The 19846-nt window shown below is 62.8% G+C and carries 14 protein-coding genes; 5 read left to right on the top strand and 9 right to left on the bottom strand.

Annotated features, from left to right (window positions below; translation table 11 throughout):
• Window positions 1–69: 69 nt before the first annotated feature.
• Window positions 70–978, bottom strand: coding sequence for a LysR family transcriptional regulator (locus tag ACFRFQ_RS26645; protein WP_378664508.1), 909 nt, complete (start codon window positions 976–978; stop codon window positions 70–72).
• Between the two features lie 83 nt (window positions 979–1061).
• Here ACFRFQ_RS26645 and ACFRFQ_RS26640 point away from each other — a divergent pair, with 83 nt between their 5' ends.
• A complete protein-coding gene (locus ACFRFQ_RS26640) occupies window positions 1062–1985 on the top strand; it encodes a DMT family transporter (RefSeq protein ID WP_378664506.1) in 924 nt (307 codons plus the stop codon).
• A gap of 10 nt (window positions 1986–1995) precedes the next feature.
• Here the strand turns inward: ACFRFQ_RS26640 and ACFRFQ_RS26635 are convergent, their stop codons facing one another.
• The 3 genes from ACFRFQ_RS26635 to ACFRFQ_RS26625 form a co-directional block, all read right to left on the bottom strand.
• Window positions 1996–5229 carry an arabinosyltransferase domain-containing protein gene (locus tag ACFRFQ_RS26635; protein WP_378664504.1) on the bottom strand — a complete coding sequence of 1078 codons (3234 nt, stop codon included), beginning with the start codon at window positions 5227–5229 and terminating at the stop codon, window positions 1996–1998.
• 155 nt (window positions 5230–5384) lie between these two features.
• Window positions 5385–8666, bottom strand: a complete 3282-nt coding sequence (locus ACFRFQ_RS26630; protein ID WP_378664502.1) for an arabinosyltransferase domain-containing protein — start codon at window positions 8664–8666, stop codon at window positions 5385–5387.
• A 59-nt stretch (window positions 8667–8725) separates the two neighbouring features.
• Window positions 8726–10552, bottom strand: a complete 1827-nt coding sequence (locus tag ACFRFQ_RS26625; RefSeq protein WP_378664500.1) for a glycosyl transferase — start codon at window positions 10550–10552, stop codon at window positions 8726–8728.
• Window positions 10553–10905: 353 nt separating this feature from the next.
• Between ACFRFQ_RS26625 and ACFRFQ_RS26620 the strand changes: the two genes are divergently transcribed.
• Window positions 10906–11652, top strand: a complete 747-nt coding sequence (locus tag ACFRFQ_RS26620) for an MspA family porin (protein ID WP_378664498.1) — start codon at window positions 10906–10908, stop codon at window positions 11650–11652.
• A gap of 30 nt (window positions 11653–11682) precedes the next feature.
• Here ACFRFQ_RS26620 and ACFRFQ_RS26615 read toward each other — a convergent pair whose 3' ends face one another.
• The 5 genes from ACFRFQ_RS26615 to ACFRFQ_RS26595 all read right to left on the bottom strand — a co-directional run bounded on the left by ACFRFQ_RS26615 (window position 11683) and on the right by ACFRFQ_RS26595 (window position 17283).
• Entirely contained in the window at window positions 11683–12315 is a 633-nt protein-coding gene (locus ACFRFQ_RS26615; RefSeq protein WP_378664497.1) for an ANTAR domain-containing protein, read from the bottom strand.
• A 130-nt stretch (window positions 12316–12445) separates the two neighbouring features.
• The gene (locus ACFRFQ_RS26610) at window positions 12446–13054 is read right to left on the bottom strand and encodes a TetR/AcrR family transcriptional regulator (RefSeq protein WP_378664495.1); all 609 of its coding nucleotides are present in this window, start codon (window positions 13052–13054) and stop codon (window positions 12446–12448) included.
• 101 nt (window positions 13055–13155) lie between these two features.
• A complete protein-coding gene (locus ACFRFQ_RS26605; RefSeq protein ID WP_378664660.1) occupies window positions 13156–15000 on the bottom strand; it encodes a galactan 5-O-arabinofuranosyltransferase in 1845 nt (614 codons plus the stop codon).
• Window positions 15001–15091: 91 nt separating this feature from the next.
• Window positions 15092–15853, bottom strand: coding sequence for a decaprenylphospho-beta-D-erythro-pentofuranosid-2-ulose 2-reductase (locus tag ACFRFQ_RS26600; RefSeq protein ID WP_378664493.1), 762 nt, complete (start codon window positions 15851–15853; stop codon window positions 15092–15094).
• Window positions 15850–17283 carry an FAD-binding oxidoreductase gene (locus ACFRFQ_RS26595; protein WP_033235146.1) on the bottom strand — a complete coding sequence of 478 codons (1434 nt, stop codon included), beginning with the start codon at window positions 17281–17283 and terminating at the stop codon, window positions 15850–15852. Before ACFRFQ_RS26595 ends, ACFRFQ_RS26600 begins: the two co-directional genes overlap by 4 nt.
• A 64-nt stretch (window positions 17284–17347) precedes the next feature.
• Between ACFRFQ_RS26595 and ACFRFQ_RS26590 the strand changes: the two genes are divergently transcribed.
• From ACFRFQ_RS26590 to ACFRFQ_RS26580, 3 genes are all read left to right on the top strand, one after another.
• On the top strand, window positions 17348–17821 hold the full coding sequence (locus tag ACFRFQ_RS26590; RefSeq protein WP_378664491.1) for a GtrA family protein: 474 nt from the start codon (window positions 17348–17350) through the stop codon (window positions 17819–17821).
• 71 nt (window positions 17822–17892) lie between these two features.
• Window positions 17893–18867: a PIN domain-containing protein gene (locus ACFRFQ_RS26585; RefSeq protein ID WP_378664490.1), complete on the top strand. Its 975-nt coding sequence runs from the start codon at window positions 17893–17895 to the stop codon at window positions 18865–18867.
• 19 nt (window positions 18868–18886) lie between these two features.
• Window positions 18887–19843: an alpha/beta hydrolase gene (locus ACFRFQ_RS26580; RefSeq protein ID WP_378664488.1), complete on the top strand. Its 957-nt coding sequence runs from the start codon at window positions 18887–18889 to the stop codon at window positions 19841–19843.
• The last annotated feature ends 3 nt before the right edge of the window (window positions 19844–19846 follow it).

Genomic DNA, 19846 nt, shown 5'->3' with positions numbered 1-19846 from the left:
TAACTTGGTGTGATCACAACGGCCCGGCACTCCTTCGGGGTTCCGGGTCGTTGTCGTTGAACGGTGCGTCTAGTGCATGGTGTCCAGTGCGTCGAATTGCTTGCGCAGCGCTTCGACCGCTGCTCGCACAGCCGGCCGCTCACTGTCGGTTCGCCAGGCCACGTAGATGTCGCGTCGTAGCGGGGGAATGGTGTCTCGCATCCGAACACCTTCCGGTGGTGTGACTCTCGCGAGACGCGGAATCAGGGCCACGGCAAGACCCTGGGCTACAAATTCCACTTGAGCGGGGAACTCGGCGACTTCGTATTCGATCCGTGGGTCGAAGCCCTGCGCGCGCAGGACTCTGACGGTGAAGGTGTGGAAATCCGTGCCGCGGGTCCAACTTGCCCACGCGTGGTCGGACAATTCGCTGAGCGCGACCACCTTGTTGTCGGCCAGTGGATGTGATGCAGGGATGGCCACTACCGCGACGTCGTCGTATACCGGCGTGAACGAGAGTCCTTCAGGGAGTTCGATGGGCAGGGTGCTCCAGCTGTCGACCACAACAACGTCCAGGTCGCGGCGGATAAGGGCGGGGAGCAGTTCCTCGGATTCGCCTTCGGTGAAGGTGATCTCGAGTTGCGGATGTGCGCGTTTTATCTGGGCGATAGCCTGCGGCACCACGGTCCGACTGGGGGACACCAGGGCGCCCAGGCGTAGGCGTCCGGTCACTTCGCTTTGCAGTGACGCGATTTCAGCCTCGGCCTGAGCGAGTACCGAGAGAACCTCGGCGGTTCGCCGGGCGAGGACGCGGCCCGCTTCGGTGAGCCGTACGCCGCGGCCTTGGGGGACGAGGAGCGCGACACCAACTTCGCGTTCGAGTTTGTTCAACTGTTGTGAGATGCCAGACGGCGTGACGTGCAGGGTGCGCGCGGCGGCGGCCACTGATCCGTTTTCTGCGACGGCATGCAGGGCACGTAGCCTCTCGAGGTTCAACACGGTAGTAATGCTACGCAATATGCGATCTGAATATTTGCTTGTGCTGAATAGTTAGCGGCAGGAACATTGTCGGAGTGACCATCGTGACCTCGCCAGCGCCGACACCCACCCGAATTGCTCAGGCTCGCTTCGATCCTCGGCTACTTGTCGTCGGCGGTGCCGCCGCTATCTCGATCAGTTCGATTCTGATCAAGCTGGCGGATGTATCGCCGTCGACGGCGGTGTTCTTCCGGTGCTTCCTGGCCCTGCCGCCGTTGGCGTGGTTGGCGTGGCGGGAGTACCGCCGGGTGGGAATGCCGACTCGGCGGGCACTGGTGCTGCAGGCAGTGGGCGGCATCCTGCTCGGCCTGGACTTTGCTCTGTGGTCGCAGTCGATTCTCATGATCGGTGCCGGGATGGCAAGCGTCGTCGTGAACGTACAGGTGATCGTGGTGCCCGCGTTGTCCTGGCTGGTGTTCGGCAATCGCGTTCCGCTGCGCTTTCTGTTTGCCTTGCCCTTCATGTTTACCGGAATTGCCCTGGCGGGAGGCGTGTTCGGCGGCGGCGCGGCAGGTGAGGATCTGCTGTGGGGAACCGTGCTGTCCCTGATCTCCGGGATCGCCTACGGCGGCTACATCTTTGTGGTCGGCCGCACCGGCGCAGCCGACCGTGCGGCGAGTCAGGTGCTGGTGTCGACGACGTCGGCTGGCATTGCCGGTTCCCTGATCGGATCACTGTGGGGGCAGATCGATTTCACCCCGGGCTGGGAAGCATTCGCGTGGCTGGCCGCTCTGGCACTGGTCGGTCAGGTGGTGGGCTGGATGCTGATGGGCTATTCGCTGCCTCGGCTGCCCGCGGAGGTAGGTGCGACGCTGCTGCTCATGCAGCCGGTGCTCGCCGTTCTGCTGGCGGTTGTGCTGCTCGGTGAACGGCCCGGCGTCGGGCAACTACTCGGGTGCGTCGTAGTTGTCGGAGCGGTCTCAGCCGTCTCCGTACGTCGCACCCGAGTAGGTAGTGCAGGCGAGTAGGTAGTGCAGGTCAGTGCACCCGCATCTCGCCGGGCATCCACATGCCCGAGCGGGTTGCGGTGCCCGTCTCCACGTCTGCGGGAACGGCATTCGGGAAGTACCGGTCGTAGCGTTCGAGTGAGCCCCAGTCGCGGGCCCAGTCGTTCTTCAGGTACGTCGGGACTGCGGTGGCCTCGGCAAGAACCTCGGTGAACCCGAGCGGCCCGCCGTTGTCCGCGGACTGCCACGTGTCGGTGGAACTGACAGCCAGCGGCCGGTCGGGGAGGATGCGGAAGTTCGGCATCTCCGCGACGCCGTTCGCGTGCGAGAACGGACGCTGGCACGGGAACTGAAGGCCGACAGCCCAGTCCAGGAGAATCGGCTGCTCGCTGCCGAGGTACGAGTTGAGTGTCTCGAGCTTCGGTACCCGCGGCGGCGTGAACGCCATCCACTGATCGCCGGTGAGGTTGGGATCGAACGCAACCACGCGGACGGCGTCGGCATCCGGTGCAAGTTCGTCGATCGGGATACGAACGTTGCGCCACGACGGCGCCGGCCCGATGTCGCGCGGCATGTACGAACCCTGCAGTGCCACTGTTCCGTCCGGCTGCGTCTTGCCGTACTCGACCAGTAGTGACTGCCCGTAGGTGACCGCGCCGGTGATGTCGACGGACCAGACGCGTCCGGCTACCGACATGACAACCAGTGGGGATTGTTCGCTGCGAGTGGGTAATTGATACCAGCTCGAAGTCAGTGACGCGGGTTCCTGCACACCGGCCTGGTAGCTTCCCATGACGGGCGTCGTGGCCGGGTCGAGCCCGTAGGGGAGTTTGGCGGTGGAACCGTTGACACCGATATTGCCGGTGCCGCCGCTGGTTCCGGAGTCCGAACCGGTTTCGAATGTGGGGCCGACACTCTGGGTGTCCGTGTTACCCATGCCCTGCTTGACCTCGATGTAGTCCGCGGTCAGGTCGGTGGGAACGCCATTGGCGGAAAAGCCCTTCGCAGCTTCACCGGCCAAGGGATCTTCGGCATTGAATCCGGGGCCGGGGATGGGCGCCAGATTGCCGGAATTGACGTCGGTCTCGACCAACACGTCTTCGGCCATACCGCAGGTTTTTCCGGCCAGGGCTTCGATGTTGCTACGGCCCAACGAGTAGGCCGGGTACTGGGAGACCGCGCCCTTGAGGAGGGAGAGGACTTCGAAGAGCACCATGAGGCCGGCAATCACTGTCAGAGGCGCTGCGGCAAACTTGCGAATCCGCTTGCCCTTGGCTGTGTTCGGCTTCTCCGGTGCCGCCGCAAATCCCTCGCGCAGGTACTGCCAGGCTGCGACGGCCAGAGCGAGCCCGAAGAGTGCAAGGAAGAGGGTGTTGGATTCGTGTCCGCTCAAGGAGACGGTCTTGTCGAACCACGGCACACCGTAACTCGAGACGTACCAGTAGCCGTTGATGCCGGCAAAGGTCAACGCCAGCATCAGAAGTAGCCCCGCCACGAATACCGAGCGGTTGCGGCGTGACCGCAGTGCCGATGCGGACACTGCAACAGCTGTCAGTGCCGCGAGCGAACCGGCGATGCCGGCGTACGCGCCGAAGTGGTGAGTCCATTTGGTGGGGTTGAACATCATGAAGAAGATGGTGCCGAAGACAACTCCGACCAGACGCCACGACGGACCCGTCGCAGCACCAGGAACGCGGCCGCGTCGGAGCAACACGAACAGCGTCGTGAAGAGGCACAGGATCATCGTCAGGAAGGCGAAGCGTCGCGCTACCGAGCCGTCGACCGTGTCGACAAAGAGGTAGTAGTACCGCAGGAAGTCCTTGTACCACTCGAGATTCGGTCCGATGACGGTGCGGACACGGGTGGCTTCGAGAACACCGGCCAGGGTTTGATCCGCGAAGATGACCACCAGCACCAAGGTTCCGGCCGCCGCGATCGGTGCCAGGAGTGGAAGTGTGCCGACCTCGCGGTGACGCTTCACAACGATCCGGACGAGGGGTCGAATACCGGCGAGAAGTGCTGCGATACACATCAATCCGGTGGGAGCAGCCGCCAGCGTGAAGGCGCCGATCAGGACTGCGATGGCAGCCGGGAACAGTCGGCCCGTCGCGATGGCGCGCTCGATCGAGCACCACGTCAACAGCGCGCCGAGCGCAACGATGGGCTCGGGTCGCAGGCCGTTGTTGTAGGCAAGCCAGAAAGCGAGGAAGACCATGCCGCCGGTCCACAGCGCGACGTTGCTCCGGCGAACTGCACGTCCGAGGCGTGGAACAACTTCACGGCTGATGACCATCCAGCACAGGATTCCGGCAATCAACGCGGGCAGACGCATGAACGGGCTGGCCGTCGAGATCTTGGCCATCACGGCCAGCACGTCGTAGTACCAACCGAACGGGGCTTCGGGGACGCCGAACCAGCGGAAGTAGTTGGCCATGTATCCGGCGTCGGGAGCAACGCGGGCCATGGTGAGGAGATAGCCGTCGTCGGACGTGTTCGCGCCGATGAAGTGCCACAACGTCAACGTGCCGACAACAACGCCGTCGAGGGCGGAGAACTTCCACCAGCGTGCGGGGAGGAAACGTCGGTGAGTACGGCCGTCGATTCCGTCGAGTTTGGCGAGGGCGACCAGCGACACGATGGTGGCCAGGGCGGCCACGATCATCGCGACCAGCTTGAGCGTCGTCGGACTGGACGAGAACCGCGAATCGATGGTCATCGAGAATCCGAGGCCCTCGGGCGCCGCACCGTCGGGGAGGTCGCTGAAGACGCCGACAACCTGGGGGCGGAAGTCGCCGTCGAGCTGTCCACGAACCGGGTTGCCGTCTGGATAGGTGAGTCCCACGAATTCCGCGGCGGTCCGGTCGACGTCGGAGTTGAACGTGATGGCGCTGCAGCGACTGGACTCGACGTCCTCGCGCGCAGCCGACGCCACGACGACATTGCGGTCCAGGACGTCGACGTTGCTTTCGGACACACGAACGAACATGGAACTGAGGGCTGCACCGTCGCCTTGGGCGGGGGCCGTCGACAGGAGGATGCCGCCGCCCGCAGGAAGCGAGCCGACCGCGGTGCAGGGTATCGACGCGTTGACGTCGATGGGGACCTGAGCCATCAGTGGTGCCTCGACGTCGCCGATGACGCCGTTCTGCGGCCAGTTGACCGCCGCCGTCGTCTGCACCACCGGTAGAAGCGGGGTGGCGAGTGCCAGAACAAATCCGATAAGACCTGCGACTATCGCGATCAATCGCGTTTGTCGGAAGCGCATCCGTGCATCCGGAACGGATGGCGGCGAACTCGGAGTCGGCGAACTGGGAGTCGAGGGTGGCACTGTAGCGACGTCTGGCACGGCTACCGATGTTATGCGAGTGTTACCCGTGGACCTACCGTGCCCGGAAGGTTTGGTAGGTCCACCGGTAACAGTTACGACTGGTAACGAATCGGACCTGGTGTCCAGGTGCCTGAACGCGTCTCGGTTGTCACGTCGATCTGAGCGGGAACTGCCGCCGGATCGAGCGGCGTGTACTGCTCGAGCGAACCCCAGTCGCGATCCCAGTCGTTGTCGAGATACGTCGGCAAGGTGCGGGCTGCGAGCAACTCACTGGTCCAGCCGAGCGGACCGCCGCCGTAGTGGTCCTGCCAGGCGTTGGTGGACTCTGCGCCGATGCGATCGGGAAGGATGCGCCAGTCCGGAACCTCGGCCACACCGTAGAGATGGTCGACCGGGCGCTGGCACGGGAACGCAAGACCGACAGCCCAGTCCATCAGCACCGGATCGGTGGATCCGACGATGTCCTGCAGAGTGCGCATGTCGGAGACCCGCGGCGGGGTGAGGGCAACCCACTTCTCGCCGCTGATGTCGCTGTCACTGGCGATCAGACGCACGGTGTTCGCGTCGGCGGGGAGCTGATCCATCGGGACACGCAGGTTGCGCCACGACGGGGACGGGCCGATATCGATCGGGTCGACCTGGCCGAGCGTGGTCACGGTGCCGTCTGCCTGCGTCTTGCCGTACTCGACGTGAACAACCGCGCCGGGTGTGACGATGCCGTCGGTGTCGACGTAGCGAATCCGTCCGGCCGCAGCGATGGTCAGTAGCGGCGCCGCGTCACTGCGTTGCGGCAAGGCGTACCAACCGGTGGTGAGGGAAGCGGCTTCCGGCGAGCCGAAGCTGCCGAGAACCGGAGTGGTCGCGGGATCGAGGCCGAACGGGAGCGCGACATTGCTTCCGTTGATTCCGGCGGTCGACGCCGACCCGCCCCCGGTTCCGGCGCCGGTTCCCGGGGTGGTGGTGCCGTTTGCCGAGGTAGTGGTGTCGAGGCTGTTGGCGCTGCCCGCCGCCTGGTCCTCGGCGTCAGCGGTCAGGTCGCTCGCCACTCCGTCCGGGGTGAATCCGGTTGATTCGGTTGCTCCGAAAGCGCCGGCGCCGGCAAGGTCGGTGGGCGGGTCGATCAATTGCAGAACCCCGGTATCGGGATCCGATTCGACGAGGACCTCACCGGCGAGTCCACAACTTCCGCCGAAGACGGATTCGACGTTGGACTTGCCGATCGAGTACGCGGGATACTGCGCGACCGCACCCTTGAGAAGGGACAACACCTCGAACAGCACAACTGCGGCTGCCGCGATCGTCAACGGGGACGCTGCGAGGAGGCGAGCCGTCCGGCCGTTGCTCTTCTGCGGTTTCGACTTCTCGAGCGGTTCGCGCACGTGGTACCACGCAGCCAGCAGCAACGCGAGAATGGTCAGGCCCAGGAACGCGGTGGAGAAGCCCTTACCGGCGATGGACGGCGGCTTGTCCCACCACGGGACGCCGTAACTCGCGACGTACCACCAGCCGTTGGAGCTGGTGAACGCCACGGCGAGGATGAACAGGATGCCTGCGGCAAAGAGCGCGCGGTTTCGTTTGGAACGCATGCTCGACGCACTGACTCCCACCGCCGCGAGAACAGCCACCGTTGCTGCCAATCCCGCGTACACACCGAAGTGGTGGGTCCACTTGGTCGGCGTGAACTGCATGAGGAGCAGCGACGCGAACACGATTCCCAGGATCCGGCGCGACGGCCCGATCGCGGTGCCGGGAATGCGGCCCTTCCGCAGAATCAGCATGACGCAGAAGATCAGTCCCACGATCATCACGAACATGCCGAAGCGGCGTGCCAACGAGCCGTCGGGGGAGATGGTCATCAACGCGTCCCAGCGGACACGCTCCTCGAACCACGGGACGTTGGGGCCGATAGCTGTTCGCACCCTGGTCGATTCGAGCACCGTTGCCAATGTCTGATCGGCAAACACCGCAACAAGGACGACGGTTCCGGCCGCGAGGACCGGCATGATCTGCGAGAAGAATCCCACTCGTTTACCGCGGGCGATCAAGATCTGCACGATGGGGCGCGCGCCGGCCAGCAGCGCACCGATCGCGATGAGTCCCGACGGGCCGGCGGCGAGCGAGAACGCGGCAATCAGCACCGCAACCGCCGCAGGTAGCAAACGGCCTGTGGCAACGGCACGTTCGATCGAGCACCACGTCAGGAGTGCGCCGAGCGCGATGATCGGTTCGGGACGCAAACCGTTGTTGTACGGCAGCCAGAACGCGAGGAACACGAGGCCGCCGGTCCAGATGGCAACCTTGTTGCGGCGCACCGCAACACCGAGCCGCGGGATCACCTCGCGGCTGATCACCATCCAGCACAGAATGCCGGCGATCAACGCGGGCAACCGCATCCACATGCTGGCAGTGCTCACCTTGGTGAACGCAGCAAGGACGTCGTAGTACCAACCGAACGGCGCCTCGGGCACACCGAACCAACGGAAGTAGTTGGCCATGTATCCCGAATGTTCCGAAACGCGGGCCATGCCGAGGAGATAGCCGTCGTCGGACGTGTTGGCGCCCAACACATGCCACAGCAGTAGCGTTCCGATGACGAGGCCGTCGACGCCCGTGAATTTCCACCAGCGCGCCGGAAGGAAACGGCGCGCGCGTCGGCCGTCGACGCCGTCGATCCGGTGTAGTGCGTACAGCGAGACGATCGTGGAGAGTGCCGCAACGATCATCGCAAAGAGTTTGAGAAGTGTTGGACTGGAGGAGAATCGGGAATCAACATCCATGTCGACGGAGAGGCCAGCCGGTGGCGCGCCTTGCAGATCGGTGAAGATGCCGACAACCTGCGGACGATAGTCGCCGGTCAGGGTTGTTGTCAGACCGTCGATTCCGGTGATGGTGGCGACGGTCTGCTGGTAGTCGCTGGTGATGGTCAGCGCGGTGCATCCGCCGAGTTCGCCTAGTGGCGCCGAGATCAGGACGGACTCGCGGGTGAGCGCTTCGAGACGCTCTGCGGTGGTCCGAACGGTCAGGCCGCGCGCATCGCGGTCGGGCGCACCGTTCGGCATCGTCGAGATCAGCGTGCCGCCCTCTTCGCCGAGTTGGCCAAGCGTCGAGCACGGGATGGTGATGTCGAGGGAGGTCGGGGAGTACGAGATCAGCGGCGCCGAGACACTGTTCAAAGAACCGTCCTGCGGCCAACTGAGGCTTGCTGCCTTCTGATCGACCGGGAGGAACGGGGTGGCAAGCGCAAGCAACATGCCGAGCAGGCCCGTGACTATCGCGATGAGTCGTGCCTTCTGCACCCGGTGGGCATCCGACTCGGGACGAGCATCGGGGCCAGTGGGGGGAGACTGCGGGGGCACTACTACGTCAGACGGCACAAGGAACGATGTTAGGCGAGTGTCGGCGGTTACATCCTGAGAGACGACTTAAGAGAGTGCTACTTGTTGGTGGTCTTGCCGCTCACCAGGTCACGGACGTCCCACACCCAGACGTCGTCGACCGAGGTGGCGTCGAAGCCCACGAGGGCGTTGACCGTCTGGCGCAACGCGTTGTCGTTGCTCGCTTTCGGGAGCACCAGGACGTCGGCGCGCCAGAATCGCAGGTCGGTGAGTGCGTCGGCGCGGGTGGTGGCGTTGACAACGGGTATCTGGCCCGTTTCGTTGGTCTTCACCAGAAGCGACGACGTGGGGCGGGACTCGGCTCCGTAGATGCCGCCGCGGGTCACCGAATGCGGGCCGACGAAGTAGCCGCCGGCGATCGGGAAGCCGAAATCGGCGTCGATCTGCCAGCGCATGGCCCGTGCTTCTTCGCCGCTGGATACGGGAACCGACACGAGGCTGCCGTCGCTGACGTAGTTCTCCCACGATCCGCTGGTGATGAACCGCGGGGTATCGGGGCGTTCGACGGTATCGATGCGCGTCGGAATCAGGACGACCACCGCAACAGCCAGCACCGCCAACCAAGCTCCGGGCACTATCCGGGCCGGGCCACGAGGATTACGAAGCTCCACCAGCGCGCGATACGTGCCCAATGTCAGAAGCAACCCGATAGCGGGAATTGCACCCATGGCAAAGCGCGACTCCAGGACCGACTCGAACAGCGGCAAATGCGCCAGGAACTTCCAGGGCAGCGTGATGCCGGTGTGATCACCCTTGTAGACAAGCTCGGACCCCAGTGACAACACGCCCATGACGACGATGACAGCCGCAGCGGCGCGGGTGATTTTCATCTTCCACAGCCAGATGGTTGCAAAGAAGATCAGAATGACGATCGGCCAACCGAAGTACGAGTTCTCCTCGGTGGGGTTCATGCGGTACTCGGCGCCGGTTTTGTCGCCGCCCAGCGATTCGGTGGGCAGGGTGGTGAATGCGCCGAAGTCGGCTCCCGCCTGGCCGTGGCCGACGCCGTCGTAGCTCGCGGGGCCGAAGAACTGTGAATGGAGCGGTATCGCAGTGATGAGGATGGACACGATCGCGCCGACGGCCAAGCCGGGCAAGCTGCGTTTGATCGCCGCCCGCGCTCTCGGAAGATCCGAGAGTGCGTACACCGCGCCGAACACCATCGCGGACATCGTGAAGATCAGTAGTGGTTCTTCGCCGAGGAAGATCTGCCACGCCATGAGAAGGCCAAGGATGACGCCGTCCCTGACCGGGTTGGTTCCACGTGAAACGCGGATAACCTGCATGAAGATGAACGGAATGACAAAGAAAGCCACAAAATTCGGGTGACCGTTCGCGTGCGAAATCATGGCAGGCGCAAATCCGCAGAACCCGCCGCCGATTGCGGCCGCACACTTCGTCCGAACTGAAACGCCCGTAAGCACATGCCGGGAAAACGTCCAGTACCAGGCGATTGCGGTACCGGCCAAGCCTAAGGTCAGCCCGATCGCATAGGTCGGTGTCGGCCCGAAGATCAAGGTGAGCGGTGCCAGCGGCATGCTGATGCCGAACATCGCGGTATTGGCCATCAAGTTCACACCGAGCGGATAATTCAGCAGGTCGCTGAACAACGGTGTGCGGAACTGCGAGAGCGCATGCGCCGTGTCGGCGAAGAACCATTCCCACATCGACTGGTCGCGGCCTGCGTTGACCAGATAACCGGACTCCAGATTGCGCCAGAGATTCGACATCACCCAGAACGCAGCAAGGACAAAGATCACCATGACGGCGAGATCGACCATCCGGCCACGGCTGATAACTGAACGGACCCGCCCCGGTGTCGCCTCGACCAGCTGTTGTTGAGGTTCGGGCAGAGTCTCGGTCATACAGTCGGCGCCTTTCGGATGAAACCAATCTCGGTGGTTTCCTCGGTGGGTGACTCGGGGTTGACTCGACGGTTACGAGGCAGCACTCAAGGTATCGATTCGATAACTTATCCCGCCAGCGTAACGAACAATGCCCTCGAGGCCTGCCTACAGCAGCGCGAGCAGGCCGGATTCGGGGCAGTTCCGGCCCTCTCGTGCCTGATTCGAGATAACCGGTCGGTCGAGTTTGGCGCCTTTGTGACCTGGGTACCTCGGAGGTGTCCTGCTCGAATTCGTGTACCCCGAATTCGTTCACACAGCCCCGACGGATCGCGTTCCCCGACAAAGCGGGAATCCATCGGGGTCACAACCTGATGGGATGGTGCTTGTGCATGACGAAGACACGGGTTTGCGGCGGCGCAGGGGGTAAACGCGCATCGGGTAGGAACAAAGCTCGTAACAGGGCTCGGATCGGGGCGGTCGGGGCAGTGGCCGCCCTTGCCGTCGCGTTCGGCAGCACCACCGCGTCGGCGGGAGTCGACAACGCGAGTTCGATCACGGACGTCAAGGGAAACCGAATAGAAGTCCTGCAGATGGATACGGCAATCCACACAGTCCCGCCGCTCGACAGTTCACCGCTCAGCGTCGAGTTCTTCCACGACGGCGTTGCGTCGGTGCGAATCGACGGCCCAGGCGCCGACAGTTTCACCGGAACCCTACTGACGATCGGCTATCAGATCGGCTACCCGATCGCGTTGGCCGGTGCCACAGTCGTCCTCAACAGTCCCGGCCTGGATTGGGGAGTGGAGAGCGGAACCAATCTCGGTATCGGGTTCATTCCCGAACCGGCGCTGGGTATCGACATCTCGAATGCGTTCGTACTTGGTGGCGACATCATCCCGTCGCAGGAACTCGACGTTGATCTGGCGCCGGGCGGAATCACGGACGTGACGCTGTTGGCAGATCAGGCCTTCGACGGGCCTGAAGCAACGGTGCGGTTGTCAGGAATCCACGGTTACGTGCAGGGCGCAATCGGTCCGGTCACCATCCGGCCATACGCAAAGGCCGTGACATCCAATGGGGACACTGTCGTGACGTACGGAGTTCCGCAGAGGCTTTAAGAGGTATGAGGAAATTCCTCACTCTCACCGTCACGCTGCAACAGTGTGACGGTGAGAGTTATTGGAAGCCTGTGTATTTGGCCGGTAGCTGTTAGTGATCGACCGGCGGCGAGTGTGGGAGGCGCGCAGGACTTTCATCGTGAGCGCCACTGCCGCCCACGCCGTGCTTGCCGCCGTCACCAGAAGTAAGAGCGCCCAGTCGTGAGCAAAAAATCCCACTATCGCCGCAATGGTGAATGCCAGCGACACAAAAACAATGCGACCGGCAAGATCGGTCGACAGTAGGTAATCGACAGCTGGTTCGTCGGCTGGGTGACCGTCGATCTCGAGGCCGTCGGTGTCGTGGGTGTGAAGGTCGTGGGTGTGAAGCGTTTCCCGAGTGGGGAGATCGAGAATTGCTCCCCATTCCGCCACGGCGACGGTATGCGGCAGATCAGTCGGAAGACTCTCTTGCTCACGTGTTTGAGACACGTCGATGAGGGCCCTCGCCAACGTGAGCACCGCGATCCGATGCTGTGTCGCAACGCTGAGCAACTCGTGAAATGCCTGCTCGGGGCCATACGGTTTGCCTCGTGCAATGACAAGAGTGTGCTCTGCTGCGTCCAGGATCGCGCGATGTGGAACCAATTCGTGACTCTGCGCAACGAGTTCGCTCAATGTCATCACCTGCCCCGCCACGATGGGTGCGCAGTTGTTATGTCAACCGCGTCGTGAAGCAGTCGAATACCCCAGTGATGGCGAGGACAAACTCGACCCCTGTCTTACCAGGAGTCTTTACTTGGGTCGGGTCTGATCAGACCTGGGGCGGCGGCGCGTTCAACGCGCCGAGGCAACTCTCGATCAGATCGGCCACGATCAGCTTGGCTTGCGCAGGGCTGTGAACTCGTCCTTCCCAAGTAGCAAATGTCACGATGCTCAAAATGCTGAGTGTGCCGGCGCGAAGTTCCGCGATATCGGCGGGCAACGAGGACGCCGACGCAATGCGCTGCTGAACATCGCGAAAGGTCGCCGCCTGCAGGTGGTCCCGGATGACCGTCGACATCCCCGGATCGAAGATGGACTGCACCAGAAAACGCGCGTACAAACTGTGCTCACGTTCGATCGTCTGCTCGGCCAACGGCAGCACCGACGCCTCCACGAGTTGACGCATCGTGGGCGGCTGCTGTGCGACGTCGATCGCGTTGAGGAGATCGTGTCGACGCTCGGCGGCCGGCTTCATCCGTGAGTCGATCACCGCGGACAGCAGGCCTTCGCGTGAACCGAAGTGGTACTGCGCTGCCGACTTGTTTGCCTGCCCAGCCTCGATCTGGACATCGCGCAAGGTCAGTGCTGCCAGACCGCGTTCCGCCACCAATCGCTCAGCCGCGTCGATCATGGCTGTGCGGGCATCGGTTTTTGTCACGATATGAAGTTAGGGGTGCGGAGGGGGCGCGTCAACGACCGTCCTCGGCAAGCCGACTGTGAAGAATATCCCGTTTGTTTAATGTTATCGGGGGTACCGGGTCAGTTGCGGGTGACAACTACGAACGGTCCCTGCTCCGTGACCGTGAAGCGAGGATCGTCGAACAGTTCCTTGGGGAAGGTAACCGTATAGCGACGGACATTGGGATCGTTGGGGTAGACGTCCTCGGCCAACCGCAGCGTGTACCCGTCGGCGCCCTGGCGGAAGACAAAGGCGTCGGGTGCCCGCCACGGCGCCGAATCCAGGGCAGCGATCAGTTCGTCAGGGGTCTTCAGTTCCGACCACTGCTCGATCAGTTCGGCCCGGGCCCGGAAGTCCGCCAACGGATTTGCGTAGTGCGACGTCAACCCCTGGAAACCGAAATACGGGTAGAAGCTGAGGAATCCGATGTCGGCTGTCAGGACCACCAGATCGTGGGGTTCGCGGCCGAGTTGTTCGCGGATGATGCGGTCGATGTCTGCGTAGTTAGCTTCGGCTCCCGGCGGGCGCTTGTCCCCGCGCTCGCCGTTGCCGTCGGTATCGCTGTATGCCACAGCGATATCCGGGGCCAGTACCTGCGGGATATTCTGCGCAAAGGAAATCGCACCGATGACGCCGAGCGCGACGAGTACCGCTTTGACCCGCGGATTCTCACTGGTCGCCAACACGATCCAACCGGCGAACTCGAAGAAGCCGAACACACCTGCTGCGGCAAGGAGTGCGATCAGCACGGGTTCGAGTCGGAACCCGAGGAGCGTGCTGCCGGCAACCGTGAACATCATCGACAGCAGGGCCCACAGGTACACGGCGATGACGCCGATACCCAGTGCCCGTGCCCGGCGTGAGAACAGGAATCGGGAAATCAACCAGATCGTGCCCAACATGCACAGTGCGCCGACGAGTGAGAAGTGCAGCATCGGGAAGGGAAGTACCGCGCCGGAATCCGGGAGGTAGTGGAACGCTGTGCCGGATTCGGAAGTTGCCCCTGAAAGTGCTTTCAACAGGTACGGAGTCCAGACCGTGAGGGCTACTACACCTGCGATCGCGGCGATCACTGCCAACCGGATCAGCGGATTCAGTGCTGCCTTCCACGTGTTTTTGGCCCTCGCGGCCATTACTGCTGCTACGACGGCCATCAAAGTGACTGAGAAGGCGGCAAAGGCGAGGTACAGCGTGTAGACAGTGGCTGCGTATCCGAGGAACACGCCGGTGCCGAGCACTGCGCCCGCTCCGGCAAACCGGGACGAACCCGGCCGATCCAATGCACCCCACGCCAGAATCAGGACCGGCGGAATCAGAAGATTGACGACGGCGCCGTACGCCTCAGGAGAGTTGTACGCCAACACAACCGCGGTGACGGCCAACGCCGCGACCACCGCCCAATCGCGTCGAATGAGCTTGGTCCACAACACGAGTGCAATCACGGCGACAACTGCGATCGACCCGATTGCGTAGGGCTTGAAGGCTTCCCAGCCGTCCATGCCCAGCAGATTTGCGACGCGTCCACCGACCCAGAACCAGCCGGCCGGGTAGAACGGCGGGAGATCCACATACGTCATGTCATGCAGCGCAGCGGAATCCGTGAGCCGAGTCAGGTATTCGGTGCGGAATTGTTGATCGACCGAAACGCCGTGCAGATACAGCGTCGTCGCGGCGAGGGGGAGTCCGAGCGTCGTGGTGACGAAGCCCGAAAGGCCGGCCCACGAGAGGAGTTTTGCTGTCCGCTGCGCCTTGTGGGCGCGGAACATCAAAACGGCCACGCCGATTACGGCGATACAGACGACTTGCAAGACCGTGGTGACGGCCTGAGTGACATTCGACGACGTGAAAGCCGGCCAGTCGACCTGGCTGAACGCGAACAGTCCGACAGCGGCGACGACTACGGCCACCAGGGCCGCGAGCGCCATTTCCACCACCGTCGCCGCGGCGTTACGCCACGGCGACGGGGAGACAGTTGTCAGAGTTGGTTCAGCTGTTGTCTGTGACACGAAAAAGAGCTTAGACGGGCAGCTTCCGGAAGATAGGTCGCGGCACGTGGCGTAGAGCCATCATCACGAAGCGGAACGGGCCCGGAGCCCAGACAATTTCCTTGCCCTTGTCCGACGCTGCAACAGCAAGCTTCGCGACGTCTTCCTTGTTGACCGTCAAAGGCGCTTCCTTGACGTGGGCGCTGAACTTGGTGCGCACCATGCCCGGTCGAACCACGGTGACGCTCGGGCCGAACTCCGCCAAAGCCTCGCCGAGGCCCAGGTAGAAACCGTCCAGGCCGGCCTTGGTGGAGCCGTAGACGAAGTTGGCGCGCTTCACGCGCTCGCCGGCAACAGACGACATGGCAATGATCTTGCCGAAGCCCTGAGCCTTCATCTTCTCGCCGATCAGCACGCCGACCGACACCGCTGCGGTGTAGTTGACGTTCGCGACCAGTACAGCCTTGCGCTGGTTCTGCCACAGTTCTTCGGCGTCACCGTCCAAGCCGAACGCAACGATCGCGACATCGACATCGCCGCCTGCCCAGGCCTTGTCGATGACGTCGGGGTGGCTGTCGAACTTCACGGCGTCGAAGTCGACGACCTCGACCTTGGTGGCGCTCTTGGCTTCGAGCCCCTTGACTGCGGCATCGGTGCCGGGGTCGCCGGGCAGCGTCGCCAAAATGATGCGCAGCGGCGACTTCTTCAGGTACTCCTCGCACATCGCGAGGCCGATCTCGGACGTTCCACCGAGAAGCAAAACAGTTTGCGGATTACCTACAGCGTTGATCACAGTTCCAGCCTTCTGGACATATCGGAGGCGAAAACGCCTGTGGGGTCGTACTTTCGGCGCGTCGCCATCCACTCGTCGATGCGCGGGTACATGGAATGGAAGGTCTCTGCTGACGTCCGCGAATCCTTCGCCGTGTACAAGCGTCCGCCGAATTCGAGAACCCGCTTGTCGAGTTCGGTGACAAATTCGTTGAGGCCCGGCTTGATGCGGAAATCGACGCAGATGTTCCAACCCGGGATCGGGAAGCTGAGCGGCGCCTGATTGCCCTCGCCGAAGAGCTTGAACACATTCAGGAACGAGTGATGACCACTGCGCTGAATGTCGACGATGATCTTCTTGAACTCTTCGACAGCCTCCGGCGGAACCACGAACTGGTACTGCAGGAATCCGTTGGATCCGTAGGCGCGGTTCCACTCACCGAACATGTCGAGCGGGTGGTAGAACTGCGTCAGATTCTGGACCTTGCCGCGGTATGTTCCCGACTTACGGAACCAGACTTCGCCGATCGCCGAGAAGTTGAACTTGTTGGCGAGGCCGTTCGGGAAGATATCGGGGAACGTCAGCAGCTGCGGCGCGTCGAAGGCGAGCGGGTTCTTCTGCAGCTTGGCCGGAAGCTGATCGAGCTTCGCCAGGGATCCTCGCGAGATTGCCGCACGGCCGAGCTTCGGCGGCGCTGCGATCGCGTCGAACCAGGCGCTCGAGTACTCGTAGTTGGCCTCGCTGCCGTCGCTGTGCAGCGCGATGGTCTCGTCGAGGCTATTTGTGACGTCGCCGTCGGCGATGAAATATGCCGTCTCGGTCGGTGTCATCTTGATAGTCGCGCGCAAGATGATGCCCGTCAGGCCCATACCGCCGATCGTGGCCCAGAACAGCGCGGCCTTGGGATCGTTACGCCCGCCCTTGGGAGTGAGGGTACGAACCTTGCCGTCGGCCGTCAGCAGATCCAACGACACGACGTGGTTGCCGAAGCTGCCCGCGCTGTGGTGGTTCTTGCCGTGAATGTCGGAACCGATGGCGCCGCCGATCGTGACCTGACGAGTACCCGGCAGCACCGGAACCCACAGACCGAACGGCAGAGCAGCCTTCATCAGCTGATCCAGATTCACCCCGGCGTCGACGTCCACCAAAGCAGTGTCACGATCGATGCGATGAATACGGTTGAGCGCATTCATGTCGATGACCAGGCCGCCCGCGTTCTGCGCCGGATCACCGTACGAACGGCCGAGACCGCGTGCGATGACACCGCGTCGCAGGTGCGACGGCTTGGACTCGTTCTTCTCCGCAACCTGGGCGACCGCACTGGCGATCACTTCCACGTCAGGGGTGGACAACACCTGTGCAGTGGTGGCGGCGGTGCGTCCCCAACCGGTGAGGGTGCGGGCTTGGGTGTGGAGAGCCTGCTTGGGCGTCTCTTCTGCTGTCGTGGACATCAACGTAGAGGTTACCTGGGAGTAGAGCCGGACGGAGTGGGCCGGAGTCGTTACGCTCGTCGTCGTGCCCGAAACGCCTGCGAACCACCAGCACGAACCCCACGTCCCTTTGCCGGTGGAGATTCCCGTCACGACGGACCTCGCCGATGACGCAATTGACCTGAAGACGCAGATCGTCCGGTTTGTTGCGACGGGTGGGCTGTCCGCGATCGTGGATTACGGGTTGTATGCGCTGCTCCACGCGTTGGGATTGTCGTTCACCGCAGCAAAAGCTCTGAGCTTCGTTGCCGGCACCACCACGGCGTATCTGATCAATCGCCGGTGGACATTCAAAGCGGAGCCGTCGCGTGCCCGGTTCATCGCCGTTGTGGTGTTGTACGCGGTGACCTTTGCCGTTCAGGTCGGTCTCAATGCAGTGATGTTGCACGTGCTCGCCGACGAATGGTGGCGTATGCCTTTGGCGTTTGTCATCGCGCAGGGCACCGCAACGGTCATCAACTTCATCGTTCAGCGAGCTGTGATCTTCAATATCAAGTAAATGAGGGATCAAGTAAATGAGGGCTGCGTGAATTAGCGCATTCGTCCCGTTCTTGAGGGAGAATGCAGGTCATGATCATCGTCCTCGACTCCTCTGCCTTGGTCCGGGGCGCACGGTTCGACAATTCCGTCGCCGACGCCAAGACCCGCGGACTTCGCGTTGTCGTCCCGCGTCTCGCTGTCCTCGACGTCGCCAATCGCTACCGCAAGGAATCAGCGGACATGATCGCCGCACTCAGCGTGCAGGCGCGGATGTACGACCGCCTCGGCCTACGCCGGGACCTCACCCGATTCATCGACGCCGCCCACGACAAAGCGGACGGCTATGTCCAGGATCTGGTCGACGACCTGCAGGGAATCGGAATCGAGGTCATCGACCCTGTCGACGTGCCGCACCTGCTTGTGGCGGAGCGCGCGATAGCGATGCAACGGCCGTACGTCGACAAGAAAAAGCGCGACGGCTATCCCGCGACACTGAACTGGTTGACCCTGCTCGATCTGGCCGATCGGAATCCCGGCACCGAAATACTGTGGGTCAGCGACGACACACGAACCTTCGGTGACACTCAGGAAGCGTCGTGGCATCCGGAACTTCTTCGCGAACTCGACTCGCGGTGGTTGGACAGCCGCGTCCGCTGGGCACTGGAATTCCCCGTATTTGACGGGCCGGCGCAGGTCGAGGCGACGGTTGCCTTGCCTGAGCTTGTCGAAGTAGCCGAGGTTGTGGAAGTGGCTGAGGTTGTGGAAGTGGCTGAGGTTGTGCTGCCTGAAGTTGTCGAGGTGGCTGAGCTGATTGTTGACACCGCGCCGGCCGTTCCTGCTGCTTCTGTTGTTCCTGCTGCGCCCGTTATTCCTGCAGTACCGGTGGTACCCGCTCCTAAGCCGGTGCAACGTGCGGCCCGCACCCGCGTTGCACCCCAGCGCATCCCGCCCGCACCCAAGCCGGCATCCGGTGGATTACGCAACCTCGGGAAAGTGATCGGTGGACGGAAACGAAAAGTCACTATCGTCGAAGATCTTGACGAAGTCGACCTCACCGGGAACTGACCGCACTTAATCTAGGCGGATGTCCCCGTCTCCGATAATCACTCGTCGAACCGGCACCCGCTACGGCAGTCCGAGTGTCGAGTCCCGGATTCTCTACAACGTGTGTCGCGCGATGGTGCGTCCGGTTGTCGGAGCGGCGCCGTTGACACACGGCGCAATTCGTCGCGCTGCGGTATTGGACTCCGCGGCAGGGATGCGAATACCGTCGGGAATCGATCGCGAGGTGATTCGTTTCCCTGATCGCGGCGGGGGATCGGGTTTCGACGGAGAATTGGTGCGCATCGCCGGTTCGACGGCCGATATTCGCGACGGAGCGGTTTTGTACCTGCACGGGGGCGGCTTCATGTGTTGCGGACTCAACACACATCGTCCCGTGGTCGCGAGCATTGCCAAGCGGACGGGTCTGCCGGTATTGCATCTTGCGTACCGGCAGTTGCCGTACACGAGCATCAGCGGATCGGTCGATGATTGCCTGAGCGCCTATCACTGGCTTCTCGCGCAGGGCGGATTGCCGGAAAAGACTGTCTTCGTCGGTGATTCGGCGGGCGGATTTCTGGTGTTCGCAACAGCGTTGGCCGCGGCGGCCACTGATCTTGCGCCTGCCGGGTTGGTTGGGTTGTCGCCATTCCTCGATCTGGACTGCACCGCCAAATCTGCACACGCCAATGCTCGACGCGATGTCATCGCCCCGGTTTCGGCCTTGACGGCAATCGGTGCGTTGGGCGGCGTGATGGAATCGCCGGTCGACGGGGATCTTGCGGGGCTTCCGCCGTCGCTGCTGATAGCAGCGGAATCCGAAGTGCTCAGAGTGGATTCGGAACTGATGGCACAACGACTTTCGGCAGCCGGCGTCGAATGTTCACTGCAAATCTGGGACGGTCAGATTCACGCTTTCCCAGCGGTGTGGCCGAGCCTCCCGGAAAGTCGTGCGGCTCTCCGTGACGTCGCAACGTTCATTCGGGTGCGCATCGCCTGAGTC

The sequence above is a fragment of the Rhodococcus sp. NPDC056743 genome, assembly GCF_042790355.1.
Taxonomy (GTDB): Bacteria; Actinomycetota; Actinomycetes; order Mycobacteriales; family Mycobacteriaceae; genus Rhodococcus_F.
This window is presented reverse-complemented; position numbering and strand designations above follow the sequence as displayed.